Consider the following 18150-nt stretch of genomic DNA (forward strand, 5'->3'; position numbering starts at 1 on the left):
TTCAAAATTAATAGATTAATTATGCGTTAATTTATGGATGTGCTTGTTCTAAAATCACAACAATAACAGATATGGCAAATCCAAAAACGGTAAATACCCCTGCTAATTTTCCACCATGTTCATAAGACTCAGGCATCATTGTATTTGCTAACATCATTAGAATTGCACCACCGGCAAAAGCCTGAATGAAAGAAAACCATTCTTTGGAAGTATTTGTAAATAGACTATATCCCGCTAATGTAGCCAATGCAAAAATGACAGCTAAGCAAATCCAAAGTAAAATAATTTTTTTCAAACCCCAACCACCACTTTTCATTCCTGTTGAAGCAGCAATTGATTCCGGTAAGTTTGAAATGAATACAGCCACTAACATGGCTACGCTTACGGTACCTTCTTCAAAAACACCTAATCCGATTACAATCGATTCAGGAATTCCATCTAAAATAATGGCTAAAATCATGGGGACTACAATTTTAGAAGGATGTGTTGCTCCAATAGACATTCGGTCTTTAGCTCCTAATTTTTCGATTAATAAATCGCTAAAATAAAAGGTAAAAGCTCCTGTAAAAAAACCAATGCCCGGAAAAAAAGAGCCTCTGCCCATTTTTACTGCCTCATAGATGAGTTCATAAGCAACGGCGGAAATTAATGTTCCTGCACCAAATGCCATAATAACACCCAAGGCTTTTTTGCTTAATGAAAACCAAGAGATAATCAATCCTCCTAACACTAGAGAAGAAGTTGCTAACAGACCCCACAAAAAAGCATCTAACATAATTAGTGTAATTACTGATTAGTATATAAAAGTAGTAATTTTTTGTATTGACTTTAATAAATTGGATAAAATTGATTTAAAAAATAATTACTTTCTAATGTAAATAAGTATAAATGTTTAGTGACTAAAAATAGTTAAGAAATAGGCAGTGAAAACGTTAAAAATAATGTAAAATTTTCTAACTTTGTTTAACGGTTAATTAATTATAAAAAAATATTTTTAATTAATTCAATTCTACTATCAATGTTCAATTTTATTTTATAAAAATGAAAAATATTTTCAAAATATCGAGCTTTTCTCTATTCGTTTTATGCTTCACTTCTATTGTCTCTTTCGGTCAGGAAGCAACAGTAGATACCGCCAAACATGTTAGAAAAAATATTATTCGATTTAATTTAACAGGTCCATTATTGTTTACGACCGATTATTTGGTTTTTGGCTATGAACGAGTATTGAAGGAAAATCAAACCATGTCTATAAATATTGGTCAGTTTGCAGTAGGTAAATTTTCAAACAAGTTAGAAGAAGCAACAGGTTTAGAGATAAATAGAAATACTGACGATTTTGGTTTTAACACTTCTATTGATTATCGATTTTATTTAGGAAGCGTTAACAAATATAGTGCTCCTAGAGGTGTGTATATTGGTCCGTTCTATTCCTATAATCATTTTACACGCGGGAATTCTTGGAGTTTAGACGGAGACGAATTTGAATACCAAGGTGAAGTTTATAGTGAATTTGCTTTAAATATTCATACCTTTGGATTTCAATTGGGCTATCAGTTCATTTTCTGGGATAGAATGGCTTTGGATTTAGTATTGATTGGACCGGGTATTGCTAATTATGGTGCCAAAGTTAACTTGGATACCACTTTATCGGCGGAAGATGAAGCATTGTTTTTTGAAAAATTTAATGCTTTTTTAGCAGATAAAATACCAGGATATGATCAAGTTATTGAGCCGGGTGAGTTTGGTAGAAGTGGTTCTTTTAATACAACTAGTGCTGGTTTCAGATACATGATTCACTTAGGGTATAAGTTTTAATTAACTTTTAAAACACTAACTTAGTTCCTTGAATTTTTACTCAGGGAACTTTTTTTATCTTAAAATGGCAGCAATAGAAAATAAAATCGTTTGGATAACCGGAGCTTCCGGTGGAATAGGGGAAGGCTTGGCGTATGCGTTAGCTCAAAAAAACTGTAAACTTATTCTTTCTGCCAGAAATGAAGAAAATTTAAATCGAGTAAAAAATAATTGCAAAACCCAATTTGTTGAAATATTACCTTTAGATTTAATAGAATTTGACCAAGCTTCCAACCATGTTGAAAAAGCAATTTCTTTTTTTGGTAAGATTGATATTTTAATAAACAATGGTGGAATCAGTCAGCGGTCACTTTTAGCGGAAACCCCATTTGAAGTAGACAAAAAACTCATAGAAGTAGATTATTTAGGAACGGTTGCTTTAACTAAAGCAGTATTGCCTCATTTTATGAAAAACAAAGCGGGAACGTTCGTCACTATTACTAGCTTGATGGGAAAATTTGGGTCACCTTACCGTTCCGGCTATTGTGGAGCGAAGCACGCTTTACATGGCTTTTTTGATGTTTTGCGAATGGAACACCAAAAAGACAATATTCAAGTCACGCTAATTTGCCCGGGATTTATTCAAACTGATGTGGCTAAAAATGCCTTAACAGCCGATGGTTCAAAACAAAATACAGATGATGAGGCAACTCAAAACGGAATGCCCGTTGCTGTTTTTGCTCAAAAATTAATCCGGGCGGTTGAAAAAGAACATTTTGAAGCCACTATTGGAGGTAAAGAAACGTTAGGTGTTTTATTAAAGCGATTTTTTCCAACCTTTTTGCACTATTTTGTTTTGCGAAGTAAAGTGCGTTAAATGTTAAAATTAATGTAAGAAATTTTTACAATTCATACTAAAATTGTTAATTCGCTGTTATAGAATTTTCTCACAGTTAATTTTCATTGTATGTCTAAATGTTTTTTTACACTTACCCTCTTTTTTTGTTTCACATTTGCTATAAGCCAAAATTTTGTTTCTATAAATGGTAAGATTATAGATGATAAAACTAAACTACCCCTTGAATCAGCTACGGTCTATTTAACTTCCAAAAAAGATTCTACAGTTATCGATTATACTATTTCCGGTAAAAACGGAAATTTTCAGTTTACTACCCGAAAAAGTACACAACCGGTTTTTTTAAAAGTTTCCTTTTTAGGCTATCAAAATTTTAAATTGGAATTACCGAATATTACTGAAAACAAAGAGTTGGGATTAATTTCGTTGTCTGAAAACGGTACTTCATTGGATGAAGTCATTGTTAAAGGAGAAGCTCCTCCCATTCGAATTAAAAACGACACCTTAGAATTTGATGCGGCTTCATTTAAAGTGGGAGCCGATGCAAATGTGGAAAAATTACTGCGTCAATTGCCCGGAGTTGAAATTTCACCGGAGGGAAAAATTACCGTTAACGGAAAAGAAGTAAATCAAATTTTAGTAAATGGGAAGCCTTTTTTTGGTAAAGACGGTAAAATAGCCACCCAAAATCTTCCGGCAGAAATTATTGAAAAAATTCAAGTGGTCGATACTAAAACGAAGGAAGAAGAAATTTCAGGAGAATCAGCTACTTCAGAAGAAAAAACGATTAATTTAACCATTCAGGAAGATAAAAATAAAGGTTTTTTTGGGAAGGCCATGGCCGGTTACGGCTCCGATGAACGTTATGAATCGAGTTTACTTTTAAATTGGTTCAAAGGGGAACGAAAGGTGAGTGTTTTAGCTTCAGCAAATAATATCAATTCAGTTGGTTTTTCTATGAATGAAATTTTCGACAACATGGGAGGCGGAAGAAATTCGTCTGTTTATTATAGTGATGACGGGAGTTTTGGCATTAACGGAATGACTTTTGGTGGAAGTAACGGGATTACTACGTCCAATTTAGTTGGGTTGAATTATGTTGACAAATGGTTTAAAAAAGTTGACATGAGCAGTAATTACTTTTTTACCAATGCTGAAACGGATAATGTGAATCGAACCTCCAGTACTAATTTATTGCCCACCGGAACAACCTACACGGAAGCCGATGCCAATTCAAATAGAATAGGTAATTCTCATAATGTCAGTTTTGATTTTGAAATGAAATTGGATTCTACCGCAACTATTTATATGAGTCCGAAAATAGCTAAGAGTTTTAATAAAGATAAGTATAAAAGCAAACAGGAAACTACTTCTGCTTCCGATGAACTTTTAAATGAAAGTCTTTCGGATACCTATACCGAAACAGATAATATTGCTTTTGAAAACAACCTTTATTTTTACAAATCGTTTAAAAAGAAAAACAGAGGAATGACCATTTCGGTGGATAATGAACATAAAAAAACGGATTTGTTTTCGAAGAACAATTCGGCCACCCTTTTTTATCAATCCGCTGATCCGAATGATATCAGGAATCAAAATCAATTTGCCGAAAATAAGTTTAATAAAATGGGGACAGAAATTCGTTTTGGGGAGCCCTTAACCGATTCGTTAAAGTTGAGTGCCACGACTGAGATTTTATATTACAGTTCGAACGAATCTAAAGAGACGTATGATTTTAATGATGTTTCCGGAGAATATGATGCTTTTAATGCTTTTCAATCCAATATTATCAATTCAAGTGTGTTAAAAATAACCCCCACTATTGGGCTTAATCTTCAAAAAAAGAATATCAGAGCCCGTTTTAATGTGGGGCCAGAGTTTGTGACTTTTAAGAATGAATCCGATTATTTAGGCGTCACGACACCTTTAAATGAAAACTATGTTTTTCCTAAAATCACAGGAAATTTAAGTTATACCATCAGTAAGAGCAAGTCGATTTATTCCAACTATGATTATAAAGTAGAATTGCCCTTGGCTAATCAAATTCTGCCCGTGTTGAACCTTTCAAATCCATTGAATACTTTTGTAGGGAATGCCAATTTAAAGCCCACTAAGCAGCATTCTTTTTATCTTAACTACAACAATTACAATTGGCAGGAGCGTAATGGAATCTTTTTTTACGGCGGAATGAATTTATATAAAGATCAAATTGTTTCCTCTACGGTTTACGATGCCGATTTTAAAGCTACTACAACCTATCAAAATGTGGATTCCGGGGCAAGCAGTTATTTTGGAGCCACCTGGAGTAAATCCTTTAAAAAAGAGAAAAGAAACCTTCGGTTAAGTATTGGTTTGGATTCGGGTTATAATTTCAACCAAGGGTTAACCAATGCTGAATTATATGAAGCAAAATCATGGCGAGCAGAACCTAAAGTAAGTTTGAATTGGAGTATTGAAGAACTAATCACCATTGCACCTTCCTATCGTTACACTTATAATACTACTGATTATACAAATTATCAATTGGACAACGCCAATACATTTGTACATAATTTCAAATTGGAACTGACAAACTACTGGCCTAAAAAATTTGTTTTCGGGAACGATTTTGGGTATACCTATAATTCTAACATTGCCGATGGGTTTCAAAAAGATTTTTATTTATGGAATACCAGTTTAGGCTACAACTTTTATAAAGACCGTTTGTTGGCCAAAGTAAAAGTATATGATGTGTTGAATCAAAATGTTGGCGTACGGCGAACCATCACGCCAACCGCAATAACAGATGTAGAAAACACTGTTTTGCAACAATACATCATGTTTTCACTAACGTATAAATTAGATAAGTTTGGAGGAAAGAAAGAAGGCGAAGGAGGTATTTTTATTATAGATTAAATGAAAAATGCGTTTAGGGTTTAATCTAAACGCATTTTTTATAAAACTTTAATTGATAATTTACCAACTTCCACCGGCACCGCCACCACTAAAGCCACCACCTCCAAAACCGCCACCAAAACCTCCGCCACCTCCAAAACCTCCACCCGATGAGGAACCACCGCCAAAACCACCTCGGCCTAAGCTGCTCAAGATGATTATATCGGTTAAGCTCGGTCCGGAAAATTTTCCTGTTCCACCGTTGCGATTGTTTTTAGAACCTTTGGAGATAATAATAATCAATATCATCACAAAGAAAAGGACTAAAATTATAGGTAAACCACTGCCTTTATTTCCTTTTCGTTCACCTTTGTATTTCCCTTTTAAAACATCAAAAATGGCATCAGCACCTTTGTCTAAGCCTTGGTAATAACTTCCGGCTTTAAACTCGGGAAGAATAACATTTCGTACTAATTCACCGGTAATTCCTGCGGTCAATCTGTCTTCTACGCCATAACCGGGAGAAATATGAATTTTCCGGTCATCACGGGCTAACAAAATTACTACACCGTTATCTTGTTCCTTACTTCCGCCTATTCCCCACTCTTGTCCCCAGCGAGGGGCTAATAAACCGATATTTTCACCCTTTAAATTCTCAATGGTGATAACAACAATTTGAGTACTGGTACTGTCAGAATAGCGAATAAGTTTTTCTTCTAAAGCCCTTTCTTCTTCAGGTTGTAAAACATCAGCATAGTCGTATAGACTGGTTTGTTTAACGGGAACTTTTGGAATAGTAAACTGGGCTATCGATGTCTGAATAGACAGAAATGCAATAATAAAAAAGCAATAAATTTTTGAAGTAAATTTCATTTATCCTTTGGATATTTCATTAGAAAGTTCGTTCGTGTCATCTGATGCATAGGGAAAGAATTCTTTTAATCTTTCTCCGGCTCTAGTAATTCCGGCCACTAAACCTTCTTTGTATTTTTTGTTTTTGAAGTTCTCTATGACAATGTCTTTGGTACAATCCCAAAAATCATCTTCTACAACATCATCAATACCAATGTCTCCAATGATAGCAAACTTTTTATCTGCAACACCTACATAAAACAACACGCCGTTTCGGGCTTCCGTTTTAAACATTTCAAGAAAATTGAACACCTCCTGAGCTCTCGCTATTGGAGGTGTTTCTGAATGATTCTCGATGTGTACCCGAATTTCTCCGGAAGTATTTTTTTCTGCCATTGCAATTGCCAGAACAATTTCCTGTTCATCTGCAGTGGTTAGAAAATCTTCTACTTTTGACATAGTTTAGAATTTAACTTCCGGTGCTTTTTCAGAACCCGGCTCTGCATCGAAATATGGTTTTTCTTTATATTTTCCTAAGAATAAATTGTTTGGAAATTTTAAAATATGATTATTGTAAAATTCAACAGATTCATTAAAACGTACTCTGGCTGTTTGAATTGTATTTTCAGTACTTGCCAATTCATCTTGTAATTTTAAGAAATTTTGATTGGCTTTCAGTTCAGGATAAGCTTCAACAGTAACTAACAGTCTTGACAAAGCAGAAGAAACGCCGCTTTGAGCTTTGTTAAATTCGGCTAATTGCTCTGAAGTTACGTTAGTAGGGTCAATAGTAGTTTGTGTAGCTCTTGCTCTTGCAGAAATAACGGCTTCAAGAGTACTTTTTTCAAAATCGGCAGCTCCTTTTACCGTGTTTACTAAATTGCCAATCAAATCACTTCTTCTTTGGTAAGAGGTTTGAACATCTCCCCAAGATTTATTGACCGCTTGGCTTTTAGTGATTGCTGTATTTTGAATTCCAACTACATAGAATCCAATAATGAATATTAATCCAATAATAATACCTACGGGAATTAACCATTTTCTCATAATTTCTGTTTTTTAATTTATATATTAGTCTATTGAGTGAGCAATGTGTTACATTAGTTTTTATTTTTGCCTATTGCCATTTACATCTCTCCTTTGATTTGCTGCAATTGTTCTTTAATTCCTTCTAATTTTGAAATTATTTCATACTTGTCTAAGGTTTTTTTTTGACCTTCTTTCAAATGCGTTTTGGCTCCTTCCAAAGTAAAACCCCGTTCTTTAACCAAATGATAAATTAACTGAAGGTTCTTCACATCTTCTTGCGAAAACATTCGATTTCCTTTGGCATTTTTTTTTGGTTTGAGGATATCAAATTCTTTATCCCAAAAACGAACCAGAGAAGCATTTACGCCAAATGCATCGGCTATTTCTCCAATACTGAAATATAATTTGTCTTTAGAAAGTTCAATTTGCATCGTTTTTATTTTTTTAAATTCTATTCTGCTACTAAGATAAACAAAATAACCTTTATTTAAACCTTAGTCAAGAGCTTGATTTTCCTGATTAGCAATTTTTGAAATAGCAATATATTCAGCTGCTGAAATGCTTCCGTAATAAAAATTAATCGGATTAATTGGTTCCCCGTCTTTGTGCACTTCATAATGTAAATGGGGAGCTTCGCTTCGGCCGGTACTACCTACATAGCCAATTATATCTCCTCGTTTTACTTTTTGACCGGCTCTCACTTTATATTTGCTTAAATGGGCATAGTAAGTGGTGTATCCAAAACCGTGTTTGATAACTAATAAATTTCCATACCCAGACAAAGTATTATCAGACTTTTCGACAACTCCATCGCCGGTAGCAAAAACCGGTGTGCCTGTTTTGGCGGTGAAATCCATTCCATAATGCATTTTTCTGATTTTCGTGAAAGGGTCATTCCTAGTTCCAAATCCGGAGGCCATTCGGGTTAAATCTTCATTTTTAACAGGTTGAATTGCCGGAATAGCGGCTAACAGTTTTTCTTTTCCTTTTGCTAAAGATAAAATTTCATCCAATGATTTGGATTGAATGGCTAATTGTTTGGAAATAATATCTACCCGTTTAGTGGTGTTTATAACCAATTCAGAATTATCAAATCCTTCCAATTCTTTGTAGCGATTAACTCCACCAAAACCTGCTTTTCGTTGCTCGGTTGGAATAGGAGAAGAGTTAAAATAAACGCGATATAAATTGTTATCACGGTCTTCTAAACTAACTAAAACTTCATCCAATTGATCCATTTTTTTGTTTAAAAGGGCATACTGAAGTTTTAAATTCTCAATTTCCCGAGCCTGTAAACGGTCTTTTGGCGTTTCAAAGTAAGGCGTGTTCAATAAAATGACAAAACATAAAAATCCAAATAAAGCTGAAGAAACCAGAAACAATGCCACATAACCAAACTTCCTCCCTTTTTTAGGGCTGATTTTTTTATAAGCTAAACTTTCGGTATCGTAATAATACTTTACTTTCTTCGACATTTCTTAAATTATACTATTTTTGTGCTTTCAAAAGGATTAGACGAACAAATTTATGAAATGTTTCATTCTAAAGCTAATTTAATTTGACCTCCAAGTTAATATTAGTACTGAAAAATAAATGAATTTTAACTGTTTAAAATCTGAGAAAATAATAAAATTAAAATAAACTTTGAAACTTTATAACTTGGTTCCATGATGGCACTAAGAAGTAAATTCAAAAATCAAATACAATGAAATCACAAGATATCCGCAAGCAGTTTCTGCAATTTTTTGAAAGTAAAGGGCATTTAATAGTTCCTTCAGCTCCCATTGTTCTAAAAGACGATCCAACGTTGATGTTTAATAACTCAGGGATGGCTCAGTTTAAAGAGTATTTTTTAGGAAATGCAGTGCCAAAAAGCAAACGAATTGCAGATACTCAAAAATGTTTACGGGTTTCCGGAAAACACAATGATTTGGAAGATGTTGGTTTTGATACCTATCACCATACCATGTTTGAAATGTTGGGAAACTGGTCTTTTGGCGATTATTTCAAAAAAGAAGCCATTGCTTGGGCTTGGGAGTTTTTGACTGAAGTTTTAAAATTAGACAAAGACCGATTATATGTTTCCGTGTTTGAAGGAAATCCACTAGAGAATGTACCATTTGATCAGGAAGCTTTTGATTTATGGAAACAATACGTTGCGGAAGATTGTATTATCTTAGGAAATAAAAAAGATAATTTTTGGGAAATGGGCGACCAAGGACCATGCGGTCCATGTTCAGAAATTCATATTGATTTACGTTCAAATGAGGAAAGAGCTAAAGTTTCCGGAAAGAGTTTAGTGAACAATGACCATCCGCAAGTGGTGGAAATTTGGAACAACGTTTTCATGGAATTCAATCGTAAAGCCGATGGAAGTTTAGAAAAGCTTCCGGCTCAACACGTGGATACCGGTATGGGATTTGAACGATTATGTATGGCGATGCAAGGTGTACAATCTAATTATGATACCGATGTTTTTACGCCAATTATTAGAGAAATTGAGACCATTACTGGTACAAAATATATTCCACTCAGTGGAGCTGAAGGAAGAATTGCTTCTGCTGAGGAAGAAAAAATCAATATTGCCATTCGCGTTGTAGCAGACCATGTACGGGCTGTCGCATTTGCCATTGCCGATGGACAATTGCCTTCTAACACCGGGGCAGGTTATGTTATTCGTAGAATTTTGCGAAGAGCCATTCGGTACGGATTTACTTTTTTAGGAACTAAAGAACCTTTTATTTATAAATTAGTGGAAACACTAAGTGATCAAATGGGTGAATTTTTCCCTGAAATAAAAGCACAAAAGTTATTATGTGCCAATGTGATTAGAGAGGAAGAAGCTTCGTTTTTAAGAACGTTAGACCAAGGACTCGTTTTATTGGATTCTATCATTTCCAATACAACGGGAACTATTGTCTCCGGGAAAAAAGCATTCGATTTGTTTGATACATTTGGCTTTCCAATTGATTTAACAGCCTTGATTCTTCGCGAAAAAGGATTTACGCTTGACGAAGAAGCCTTCAATTCAGAACTAAAAAAGCAAAAAGAGCGTTCACGTGCAGCTTCACAAGTAAAAGCGGGAGATTGGCAAATTTTGGTTGAGGATGCTCAAGAAGAATTTATTGGCTATGATAATTTAGAAGGGTTAGTAAAAATTACACGTTACAGAAAAGTAGACAGTGCCAAAGACGGTGAAGTTTTTCAACTGGTATTTAATTATACCCCTTTTTATCCTGAAGGCGGAGGTCAAGTGGGCGACAGAGGAGCCATAGAATCACCGGATGGAGATGTTATATATGTTATTGATACTAAAAAAGAAAGTAACCTCATTATTCATTATACGAAAAGTCTGCCTAAGGATTTATCAGCTACTTTTAAAGCTTTAGTTGGGCAAAATTTACGTTCTAGAACGGAGGCAAACCATTCTGCAACGCATTTGCTTCATCAAGCCTTACGGTCTATTTTAGGGACTCATGTGGAACAAAAAGGTTCGATGGTTAACGAACATAATTTGCGATTTGATTTTTCACATTTTTCGAAAGTAACCTCGGAAGAATTAGTAGAAATTGAACAGTTCGTTAATGCTCGAATTCGTGAAAATTTAGATTTAGTTGAAAAACGTTCCATGACTTATCAAGCGGCAATAGAAGAAGGAGCTATCGCTTTATTTGGCGAAAAATATTCAGATGTAGTTCGAGCCATTCGTTTTGGAGAATCGATGGAACTTTGTGGTGGAACTCATGTGAAAAATACCGCTGATATTTGGTATTTTAAAATAATATCAGAAGGAGCTGTGGCTGCCGGAATTCGTCGTATTGAAGCAATTACAAATAGTGCCGTAAAAGACTATTTTTTAAATCAATCAGAAATTGTTAACGAAATCAAATCGGTTTTAAAAAATGCTCAGGATCCTGTAAAATCAATTGTGACTTTGCAAGATGAAAACTCGAAATTAAAGAAACAAATAGAACTTTTACTTCGTGAAAAAGCGAAGAATCTAAAAGGTGAATTAGCAACAGCTTTGCAAGAAATCAACGGAATTAAATTTTTAGCCACACAAGTTGATTTAAATGCAGAAGGAGCAAAAGAGTTAGCTTATGAATTAGGGAATTTAGGAGATAATTTATTTTTAGTTTTGGCTACTGCTGAAGACGACAAACCCATGTTAACCTGCTATATTTCGAAAGAATTGGTAGCATCTAAAAGCCTAAATGCGGGACAAGTAGTTCGTGAATTAGGAAAATACATCCAAGGAGGTGGCGGTGGCCAGCCATTTTTTGCAACAGCGGGCGGAAAAAATGTAAAAGGAATTAAAGAAGCTTTGGAAAAAGCAAAAGACTATTTGAACTAATTTTTAATGAACTTCAGAACTCAAATCACTATACCTAAAACAAATCATCCCATCGATTATAATTCGAAGGTGATTTCGATTGGATCGTGTTTTGCTGCAACGATTAGTACTAAATTAGAATATTTCAAATTTCAACAATACGGCAACCCGTTTGGAATATTGTTTCAACCCAATGCCATCGAGAATTTATTGACCAGGGCAGTTGAGAATAGATTATTTACCGAGGATGATTTAGTTTTTGAAAATGAACTTTGGCATTGCCTGGAAGTACATTCTGAACTCAGTAACTCCGATCAAGGGGACATGTTGATTAATTTAAATGGAATTTTGACGTTTTTGTGTGGCCAACTTCAATCAGCGACGCATTTGGTTATTACGTTTGGTACGGCTTGGACCTATCGTTTTTTAGAAACTCAAAAGAGAGTAGCAAACTGTCATAAAATACCACAAACTAAGTTTTCAAAGGAAATTCTTTCTGTTGAGGAGATAGTAACATCCCTTCAAAATATTCATAGCCTTTTAAAAAGATTTAATGCAGACTTAAATTTTATTTATTCGATTTCTCCCGTGCGACATTTAAAAGATGGCTTTGTAGAAAACCAACAAAGTAAAGCTCATTTAATAGCTGCTTTACATCAATTTATCAGTCATTTGAACGTTGTGGAACAAAAAAAAGTGCACTATTTCCCGGCTTATGAAATCATGATGGATGATTTAAGAGATTATCGTTTTTACACGGAGGATATGCTTCATCCAAATGAGACCGCCATTCAGTATATATGGGGAATTTTTATGGAAACTCATATCTCCTATCACGCTTTCCCAATCATGAATGAATTGGATAGTATTCAAAAAGGATTAGCCCATCGACCTTTTAATCCAACTACACAACAGCATCAACTTTTTGTTCAAAAACTACACGAACGGATTGAGCAATTGCAAGCAAAGCATCCTTTTTTGGGCCTTTTTTAAAATCATAATTAGTTTCATTTTTCAATTCTTATTCTGTTTTTCAAAATAGGGCAAATGCCGTATGGTTTGAAATTATAAAATAATTCAATTTTGGTCATTATTAGTAACACAATAAATCATGACTAAAAAATTGACTTTTATTAAAGCGATAATTATAACATTCTTACTTCTGAATGTTTATTCTGTGGCAGCTCAAAAACCGGTTTTAACGGATGAAGAAGTTGTTATAGAAACGGTAACAAAAGAAATTGATGATGTTTTTGTTTCCAAAGAATTTCTAAACAAGAAAAACAAAAAATTTACTGACATTAAAGGAACTATGGTGGTCGATATCGGCATTGTTCAAAACGGAAAAGTTTCCTCCTTTTTCAAAGTAGAAAGCGATATTAAAGACATCGATTTCATAAACTTTATGTCAGACTATATCTTGAATCACAAATTCAATTTCAAACTTCAAAAGCAACAGCGATATAAGATTCGCTATACCATAACATTTTAAAAAAACTAACTAAAAATTATACAAAATGAAGAGAATTACACTATTGATGTTAACCATCTCTATGATGATGACATTACCAACTTCGGCACAATTAGGAAAACTGGTTGACAAAGTAAAAGGAACCGGAAAAACAGCCGGAAAAAAATCAGGAATTTTCACAACGGTTTGGGAAGCTGAATTTGAAAATAAAGCAGACCGTTTGGCGGTTAGTAACGGTGATGGCTCCTATGTCATTGGTACAGACGACAATTCTGCTACGGTTTTAGATGCCAATGGAAAATTAGTTTGGAGCGGAGATTATAAGAAAATAACCACTAATAAAACGAACAAATGTGAATACCAATATACTATTTGGAAGAAAAATGGGGGCTATCTTTTTCTATTTGATGAACGAAAATTAGGAACAGATTTAGTAGCAGTTATTGATATTCCAACCGGAAAAGAGTTATGGAATTCAGAAAAGTTCCAGAACTTAATTCCTAAAAGTGGACAAAGTGGCATTGAGGGTTCTGATCAAGGGGAATTAGAGACTGTAAAGTATATTGACGAATTAGATGCTTTTTTAATTTCTCAAAAAGAATCTGTCATTTTAGTCAAAGCCGATACCGGAGAAAAAATTTGGGAAACGAATCGTTTCAAAGGAGCTGTGGGTAAATATATTTATGATGCAAAACGCAACGAAATTATCATGGTAAATTTTAAACCAACGGCCTTAGGAGCTTTATTTGCAGGGTTTAAGAATCAATTAGTAAAAATAAATGCAGTTAACGGAGACATTTTATGGGATGCTACTTTTTTAGGAACCATCGAAAAGGAATTAGTTACCAGAAGAGCCATTATTGATTTATGGATAAAAGGGGATAAAATATTTATGTATTTAGATGGTATTCAGGTTTTTAATATTAATAATGGACAAAAGTTATGGGAAGCAGTTTATGAGAATGATATGGCCGGTGGTGGCGGATTTATGGGAGGCAACAAAGACAAGAAAATCTATCGCACAGTTGCAAATCCATTGTTTACAGAGGATGCCGTTTACATTGTGATGTTAGGAACCAGAGATCGCACAAAATATGTAGAAAAACATGATTTAGAATCCGGTAAATTATTGTGGGCTTCTGAAAAAATAGCCGGAGCATTTTGTATGCCAAATATCTATAAAACCGGGAATAGAGTTTTGGTTCAAGTAGGAGGGAAAGTATTGGTTCAGGAATATAGAATGGAATCTAAAGCATCTCCCATGGGTGGGACTTATAAAGAAAGAGTACCTTATATCTATTGGGATTATAAAGCACAAAAAAACAGTGTGCTAAGTTTAGACGATAAAACAGGAAGTACCGTTTGGCGTTCTGAAAAATTCGATAAGCGAATTACGGATTTAATTATAAAAGAAGATCAAAAAGTATTCGTGAGTGACGGTGATGAATTTTATGGATATGAAATTGAATCAGGAAAACAAATTTTCACGACAAAACACAGTGATGCCAATGTGGGAAAAGTCACCGATGTTGTTGATTTCGGTGAAAGCGTAGTGTTGCTGTCTGAGAAAGGATTAGCGGCCTATTACAAAGCAGACGGAAAAAAAGTGTATGCAACTGAAAAAATTAAAGGAGTTGACTTTTTCTATTGGATTGGAGAGAATTACTTCTTACGTGACCAACGAAACAGCAAAAACATTATTTACGGAATTGACATGACCAATGGAGAAGTCAAAGGTTCTGTTCAATCTAAAGGCAAAGGAGGTAGTCCAAAATTTGGTGATGGTATTGATATTACCACTGACGGAGAGTATATTTTTGCTTTTAAAGGAAAAAAAGTAGAGAAAATAAAAGTGAATAACTAGGTCAGGTTTAGTTTAATTGTGAAAGAGCTGTGATTGTATTGCAGCTCTTTTTAACTTCTGAAAAGATGAAAAAAATTATTGTTTACTTAGCATTATCAGTTGCTTTTTCAGTTCATTCACAAGAAATACAATGGGCTTCTAAACTTATCAAATTTTCCTCTGATTTAGGTGGAAAACAAAATGGCATCAAACGTATTTTAGGGAAACCGGATGTTTTTCCGCAAGGGGGAAGTAGTCCAAATGCTTGGTCACCAAAAAATGCTTTGGATGGTAAAGAAGTCGTTGAAGTTGGATTTGAAAAACCTCAAACCATTAAACAAATTGCCATTTTTGAGAATTTAAATGCGGGTTGTGTCGTGAAGATTTCAGTTGATAACGGTTCCGGAAAATATGAAACCGTTTGGTCCAGAAAACCAAATTGGCAAACGCCGGTTTACAAGAGCACGTTTGCAGCAGACAGAAGTTATTATTTTGGCAGAAAACGCAGAAAAATTGAAAAAGCACCGGAAGTTAATTTAAATCCGGGAATTGAATATATTATTTTAGAGAAAGAAGTGGCTAATGGAAATGCACTTAAAATCGAATTTAATTTTGCCTTACTTCATGGTCAAAAACAAATTGATGCAATTGGGATTTCTAATTCAGCACTTCCAATTCAACCCACAATCAACGAAATATCATTTTTAGATAAAATTCAGGAAGTAGAAGTTATAACTTTAAAAGGATTCTATCCGTCAAGTCCGGTTATTTCAACAGACGGAAAAAAATTAATATTCTCCTCCTTATCAGATGAAAAAGAGGAAGTGTTTATTTGTCAAAAAGGTCCGGATGGGAAATGGTCAAATCCTACCAAAGAAGAAGCATTGAGCCAAAATTCTTATTACAATTATATAGAACATTATGGAAATGATTTTATTTTAAAAGGAGGAATTGGTTATAACAAAGGAACCCAAGAATCAGGCTATGAAATTTTAAAACTACAAAGTGGACATTATCAATCACAAGGAGCTTTAAAAATTGCCGCTTATAACAATTATGATGAAACTTCTGAGGCTACAATTTCTTCAGACGGTACTATTTTAATTTTAGGAATAGAAACAGATTTTACTCATGGCGGTTCCGATTTATATTTTTCAAAAAAGAAAGAAGATGGCACTTTCGGATTTCTTCAAAACATGGGTAAAATGATTAATTCTGCTGCCGATGAAGGAATGCCACAATTGCTTTCAGACAATAAAACTATTGTTTTCAGCAGTAATGGATTCAGTGGCTATGGTGAATATGATATTTATGTTTCTTACCGTTTGGACGAAACTTGGAAGAATTGGTCTGAGCCTCAAAATCTGGGTAAAAAAATAAATTCAAATGATTTTGATGGGTTGCCTTTTTATGATGAAAGAGATGAAAAATTATATTTTATTCAAGCAATAGATGGTATACAATATTTAAAGCAGGTGACTATTCCAAAGTCAGATTTAATGAAAAGTTAAAAATAGGGCATTTGTCGTATTGTATGAAAAAGCGATACAATGCAATTTTGCTATACTAATCTTAAATAAAAGAATAATAATGAAAACAATTTCAAAACTCAGTGTTTTAGTTTTATTGACTGCTACAATTTTCACTTCGTGTTCCAGTGACGATGGTGGAGGTTCAGCTCTTCCAAGTGGAAGTTATGTAAAAGCATCCATTGATGGTGCCGATTTTCAATCAACGGAACAGTTAACTGTTTCGGCCTATTCAACCGGAAATTTAGTAATTCAAGGTTCGTTAATGGATGGCACATCTATTTCGTTAAACTTGGGAGCAATAGATCATAGTTTAGAAACAGGTGTTTATAATGTCAATGCAACAAACAATTTTGATGTCAATTTTGGAAGCTGTAACTTCATGAAATTGGTGAATATGTCGGCAGTAGCATACAATTCTGTGAATTGTGACAATGCGACAGGAACAATTGAAATTACCTATATAGATGAAACAAAAGTAGAAGGAACATTTAGTTTTGTGGGCAAAGAAGTGAAAGTGGATGAAACTTGCAATGGAGGAACAGTAAGTATTACTAACGGAAGCTTTAGAGGAATTTTTTCTAACTAATTAATTTAAGAAACAATGAAAAAAAATATATTTAAAATAGGACTTGTGATGTTAACAATTGGATTTTTCAGTTGTAGTAACGATGATAATGATGGTGGTTCAACCGCACAAGAAGAATTAAGTTTAACAGTTGATGGAACTCAAATTTCAGCGGATGAATTTGAAGCAGTTTTATATACAAATGCAGTAGCGGGCGGAAGGTATATTGATGTTTATGGAAGTAAAAACGGAAATGAATTTGCAGAATTTCATTTTCCTGCTAAAACAGGAAGTTTTCCAGCTCAACAATCATTCAATATGGCATCTTGTTGGTTGACTTATGAAAATGGCGTCAATTATCCGGATAATTACTTTCATTCAACTTCAGGTACATTAACGGTAACAGTTTGTGATACCGTAGCTAATAAAATTGAAGCAACATTTAATTTTACAGGAAATAATTTATCTGTTGATAAAGTCATCACTGACGGAAAATTAAAGATTAACTCCATCACACGTCAATAAAAAGCAGTTTTGTTTTAATCTGACTTATGGACTTAGAATGATTTGATTAAATTTTAGTGGTTTTTTTAATACTTCTCAAACTTTTAAATCAAGTTTGGGAAGTTTTTTATACGTCAAATGACGTATTGTGTAGCTATCAAAAATAGTTCAACTTTGTACTAACCGATAAAAATGCGTACTATGAAAACTGTCAAACCCTTACGAGTAGCTTTACTGCTTTATCTTCTAGCCTTTTTGGTATTGTTACTGAATTTAATACAGATTTTGAAATAGATAATAAATTTATTTACTGCATTTTTTGATTAATCCTTACTTTTTTTATTGAAAGTAGTTGATTTTTTTCAAATTCTTTTACAAAAAGATTTTAATAATTTACTACGCTAGTTTTAGTAACCATTTAATTATTATTTTAGTACATAATTTTTTATGATTTATCGGATGAGAGTCATTTATTGTATTTTATTTTTTTTCCT

General features: G+C 33.9%; 16 protein-coding genes. 10 read left to right on the forward strand and 6 right to left on the reverse strand.

Annotated features, from left to right (window positions below):
- Positions 1-31: 31 nt before the first annotated feature.
- The gene (locus tag C0512_RS05655) at positions 32-775 is read right to left on the reverse strand and encodes a hypothetical protein (RefSeq protein ID WP_290859614.1); all 744 of its coding nucleotides are present in this window, start codon (positions 773-775) and stop codon (positions 32-34) included.
- 266 nt (positions 776-1041) lie between these two features.
- On the opposite strand from C0512_RS05655, the gene C0512_RS05660 reads away from it, so the two are divergent.
- From C0512_RS05660 to C0512_RS05670, 3 genes are all read left to right on the forward strand, one after another.
- Positions 1042-1818, forward strand: a complete 777-nt coding sequence (locus C0512_RS05660) for a hypothetical protein (RefSeq protein ID WP_290859615.1) — start codon at positions 1042-1044, stop codon at positions 1816-1818.
- A 64-nt stretch (positions 1819-1882) separates the two neighbouring features.
- Positions 1883-2674 carry an SDR family oxidoreductase gene (locus C0512_RS05665; RefSeq protein ID WP_290859617.1) on the forward strand — a complete coding sequence of 264 codons (792 nt, stop codon included), beginning with the start codon at positions 1883-1885 and terminating at the stop codon, positions 2672-2674.
- Positions 2675-2764: 90 nt separating this feature from the next.
- Positions 2765-5548 carry a TonB-dependent receptor gene (locus C0512_RS05670; protein WP_290859619.1) on the forward strand — a complete coding sequence of 928 codons (2784 nt, stop codon included), beginning with the start codon at positions 2765-2767 and terminating at the stop codon, positions 5546-5548.
- 60 nt (positions 5549-5608) lie between these two features.
- On the opposite strand, the gene C0512_RS05675 is transcribed toward C0512_RS05670, so the two are convergent.
- The 5 genes from C0512_RS05675 to C0512_RS05695 form a co-directional block, all read right to left on the reverse strand.
- Positions 5609-6400 carry a YgcG family protein gene (locus tag C0512_RS05675; protein ID WP_290859620.1) on the reverse strand — a complete coding sequence of 264 codons (792 nt, stop codon included), beginning with the start codon at positions 6398-6400 and terminating at the stop codon, positions 5609-5611.
- Positions 6401-6838: a TPM domain-containing protein gene (locus C0512_RS05680; RefSeq protein ID WP_290859622.1), complete on the reverse strand. Its 438-nt coding sequence runs from the start codon at positions 6836-6838 to the stop codon at positions 6401-6403.
- A 3-nt stretch (positions 6839-6841) separates the two neighbouring features.
- Positions 6842-7426: a LemA family protein gene (locus tag C0512_RS05685; protein ID WP_290859624.1), complete on the reverse strand. Its 585-nt coding sequence runs from the start codon at positions 7424-7426 to the stop codon at positions 6842-6844.
- An 80-nt stretch (positions 7427-7506) separates the two neighbouring features.
- Positions 7507-7839, reverse strand: coding sequence for a MerR family transcriptional regulator (locus C0512_RS05690; RefSeq protein ID WP_290859627.1), 333 nt, complete (start codon positions 7837-7839; stop codon positions 7507-7509).
- A gap of 63 nt (positions 7840-7902) precedes the next feature.
- On the reverse strand, positions 7903-8883 hold the full coding sequence (locus C0512_RS05695; RefSeq protein WP_290859629.1) for a M23 family metallopeptidase: 981 nt from the start codon (positions 8881-8883) through the stop codon (positions 7903-7905).
- Between the two features lie 230 nt (positions 8884-9113).
- Here C0512_RS05695 and alaS point away from each other — a divergent pair, with 230 nt between their 5' ends.
- From alaS to C0512_RS05730, 7 genes are all read left to right on the forward strand, one after another.
- Positions 9114-11762 carry an alanine--tRNA ligase gene (gene alaS, locus C0512_RS05700; RefSeq protein ID WP_290859631.1) on the forward strand — a complete coding sequence of 883 codons (2649 nt, stop codon included), beginning with the start codon at positions 9114-9116 and terminating at the stop codon, positions 11760-11762.
- Between the two features lie 6 nt (positions 11763-11768).
- Entirely contained in the window at positions 11769-12734 is a 966-nt protein-coding gene (locus C0512_RS05705) for a GSCFA domain-containing protein (RefSeq protein ID WP_290859632.1), read from the forward strand.
- 118 nt (positions 12735-12852) lie between these two features.
- On the forward strand, positions 12853-13233 hold the full coding sequence (locus C0512_RS05710; RefSeq protein WP_290859633.1) for a hypothetical protein: 381 nt from the start codon (positions 12853-12855) through the stop codon (positions 13231-13233).
- 25 nt (positions 13234-13258) lie between these two features.
- Positions 13259-15076: a PQQ-binding-like beta-propeller repeat protein gene (locus C0512_RS05715; RefSeq protein WP_290859634.1), complete on the forward strand. Its 1818-nt coding sequence runs from the start codon at positions 13259-13261 to the stop codon at positions 15074-15076.
- A 65-nt stretch (positions 15077-15141) separates the two neighbouring features.
- The gene (locus C0512_RS05720) at positions 15142-16566 is read left to right on the forward strand and encodes a hypothetical protein (RefSeq protein WP_290859635.1); all 1425 of its coding nucleotides are present in this window, start codon (positions 15142-15144) and stop codon (positions 16564-16566) included.
- Positions 16567-16645: 79 nt separating this feature from the next.
- On the forward strand, positions 16646-17173 hold the full coding sequence (locus tag C0512_RS05725; RefSeq protein WP_290859636.1) for a DUF6252 family protein: 528 nt from the start codon (positions 16646-16648) through the stop codon (positions 17171-17173).
- A 15-nt stretch (positions 17174-17188) separates the two neighbouring features.
- Positions 17189-17677: a hypothetical protein gene (locus C0512_RS05730; RefSeq protein WP_290859638.1), complete on the forward strand. Its 489-nt coding sequence runs from the start codon at positions 17189-17191 to the stop codon at positions 17675-17677.
- Positions 17678-18150 lie beyond the last annotated feature (473 nt).

Origin of the sequence: Flavobacterium sp., assembly GCF_013822155.1 — a bacterium.
Classification (GTDB): Bacteria; Bacteroidota; Bacteroidia; order Flavobacteriales; family Flavobacteriaceae; genus Flavobacterium.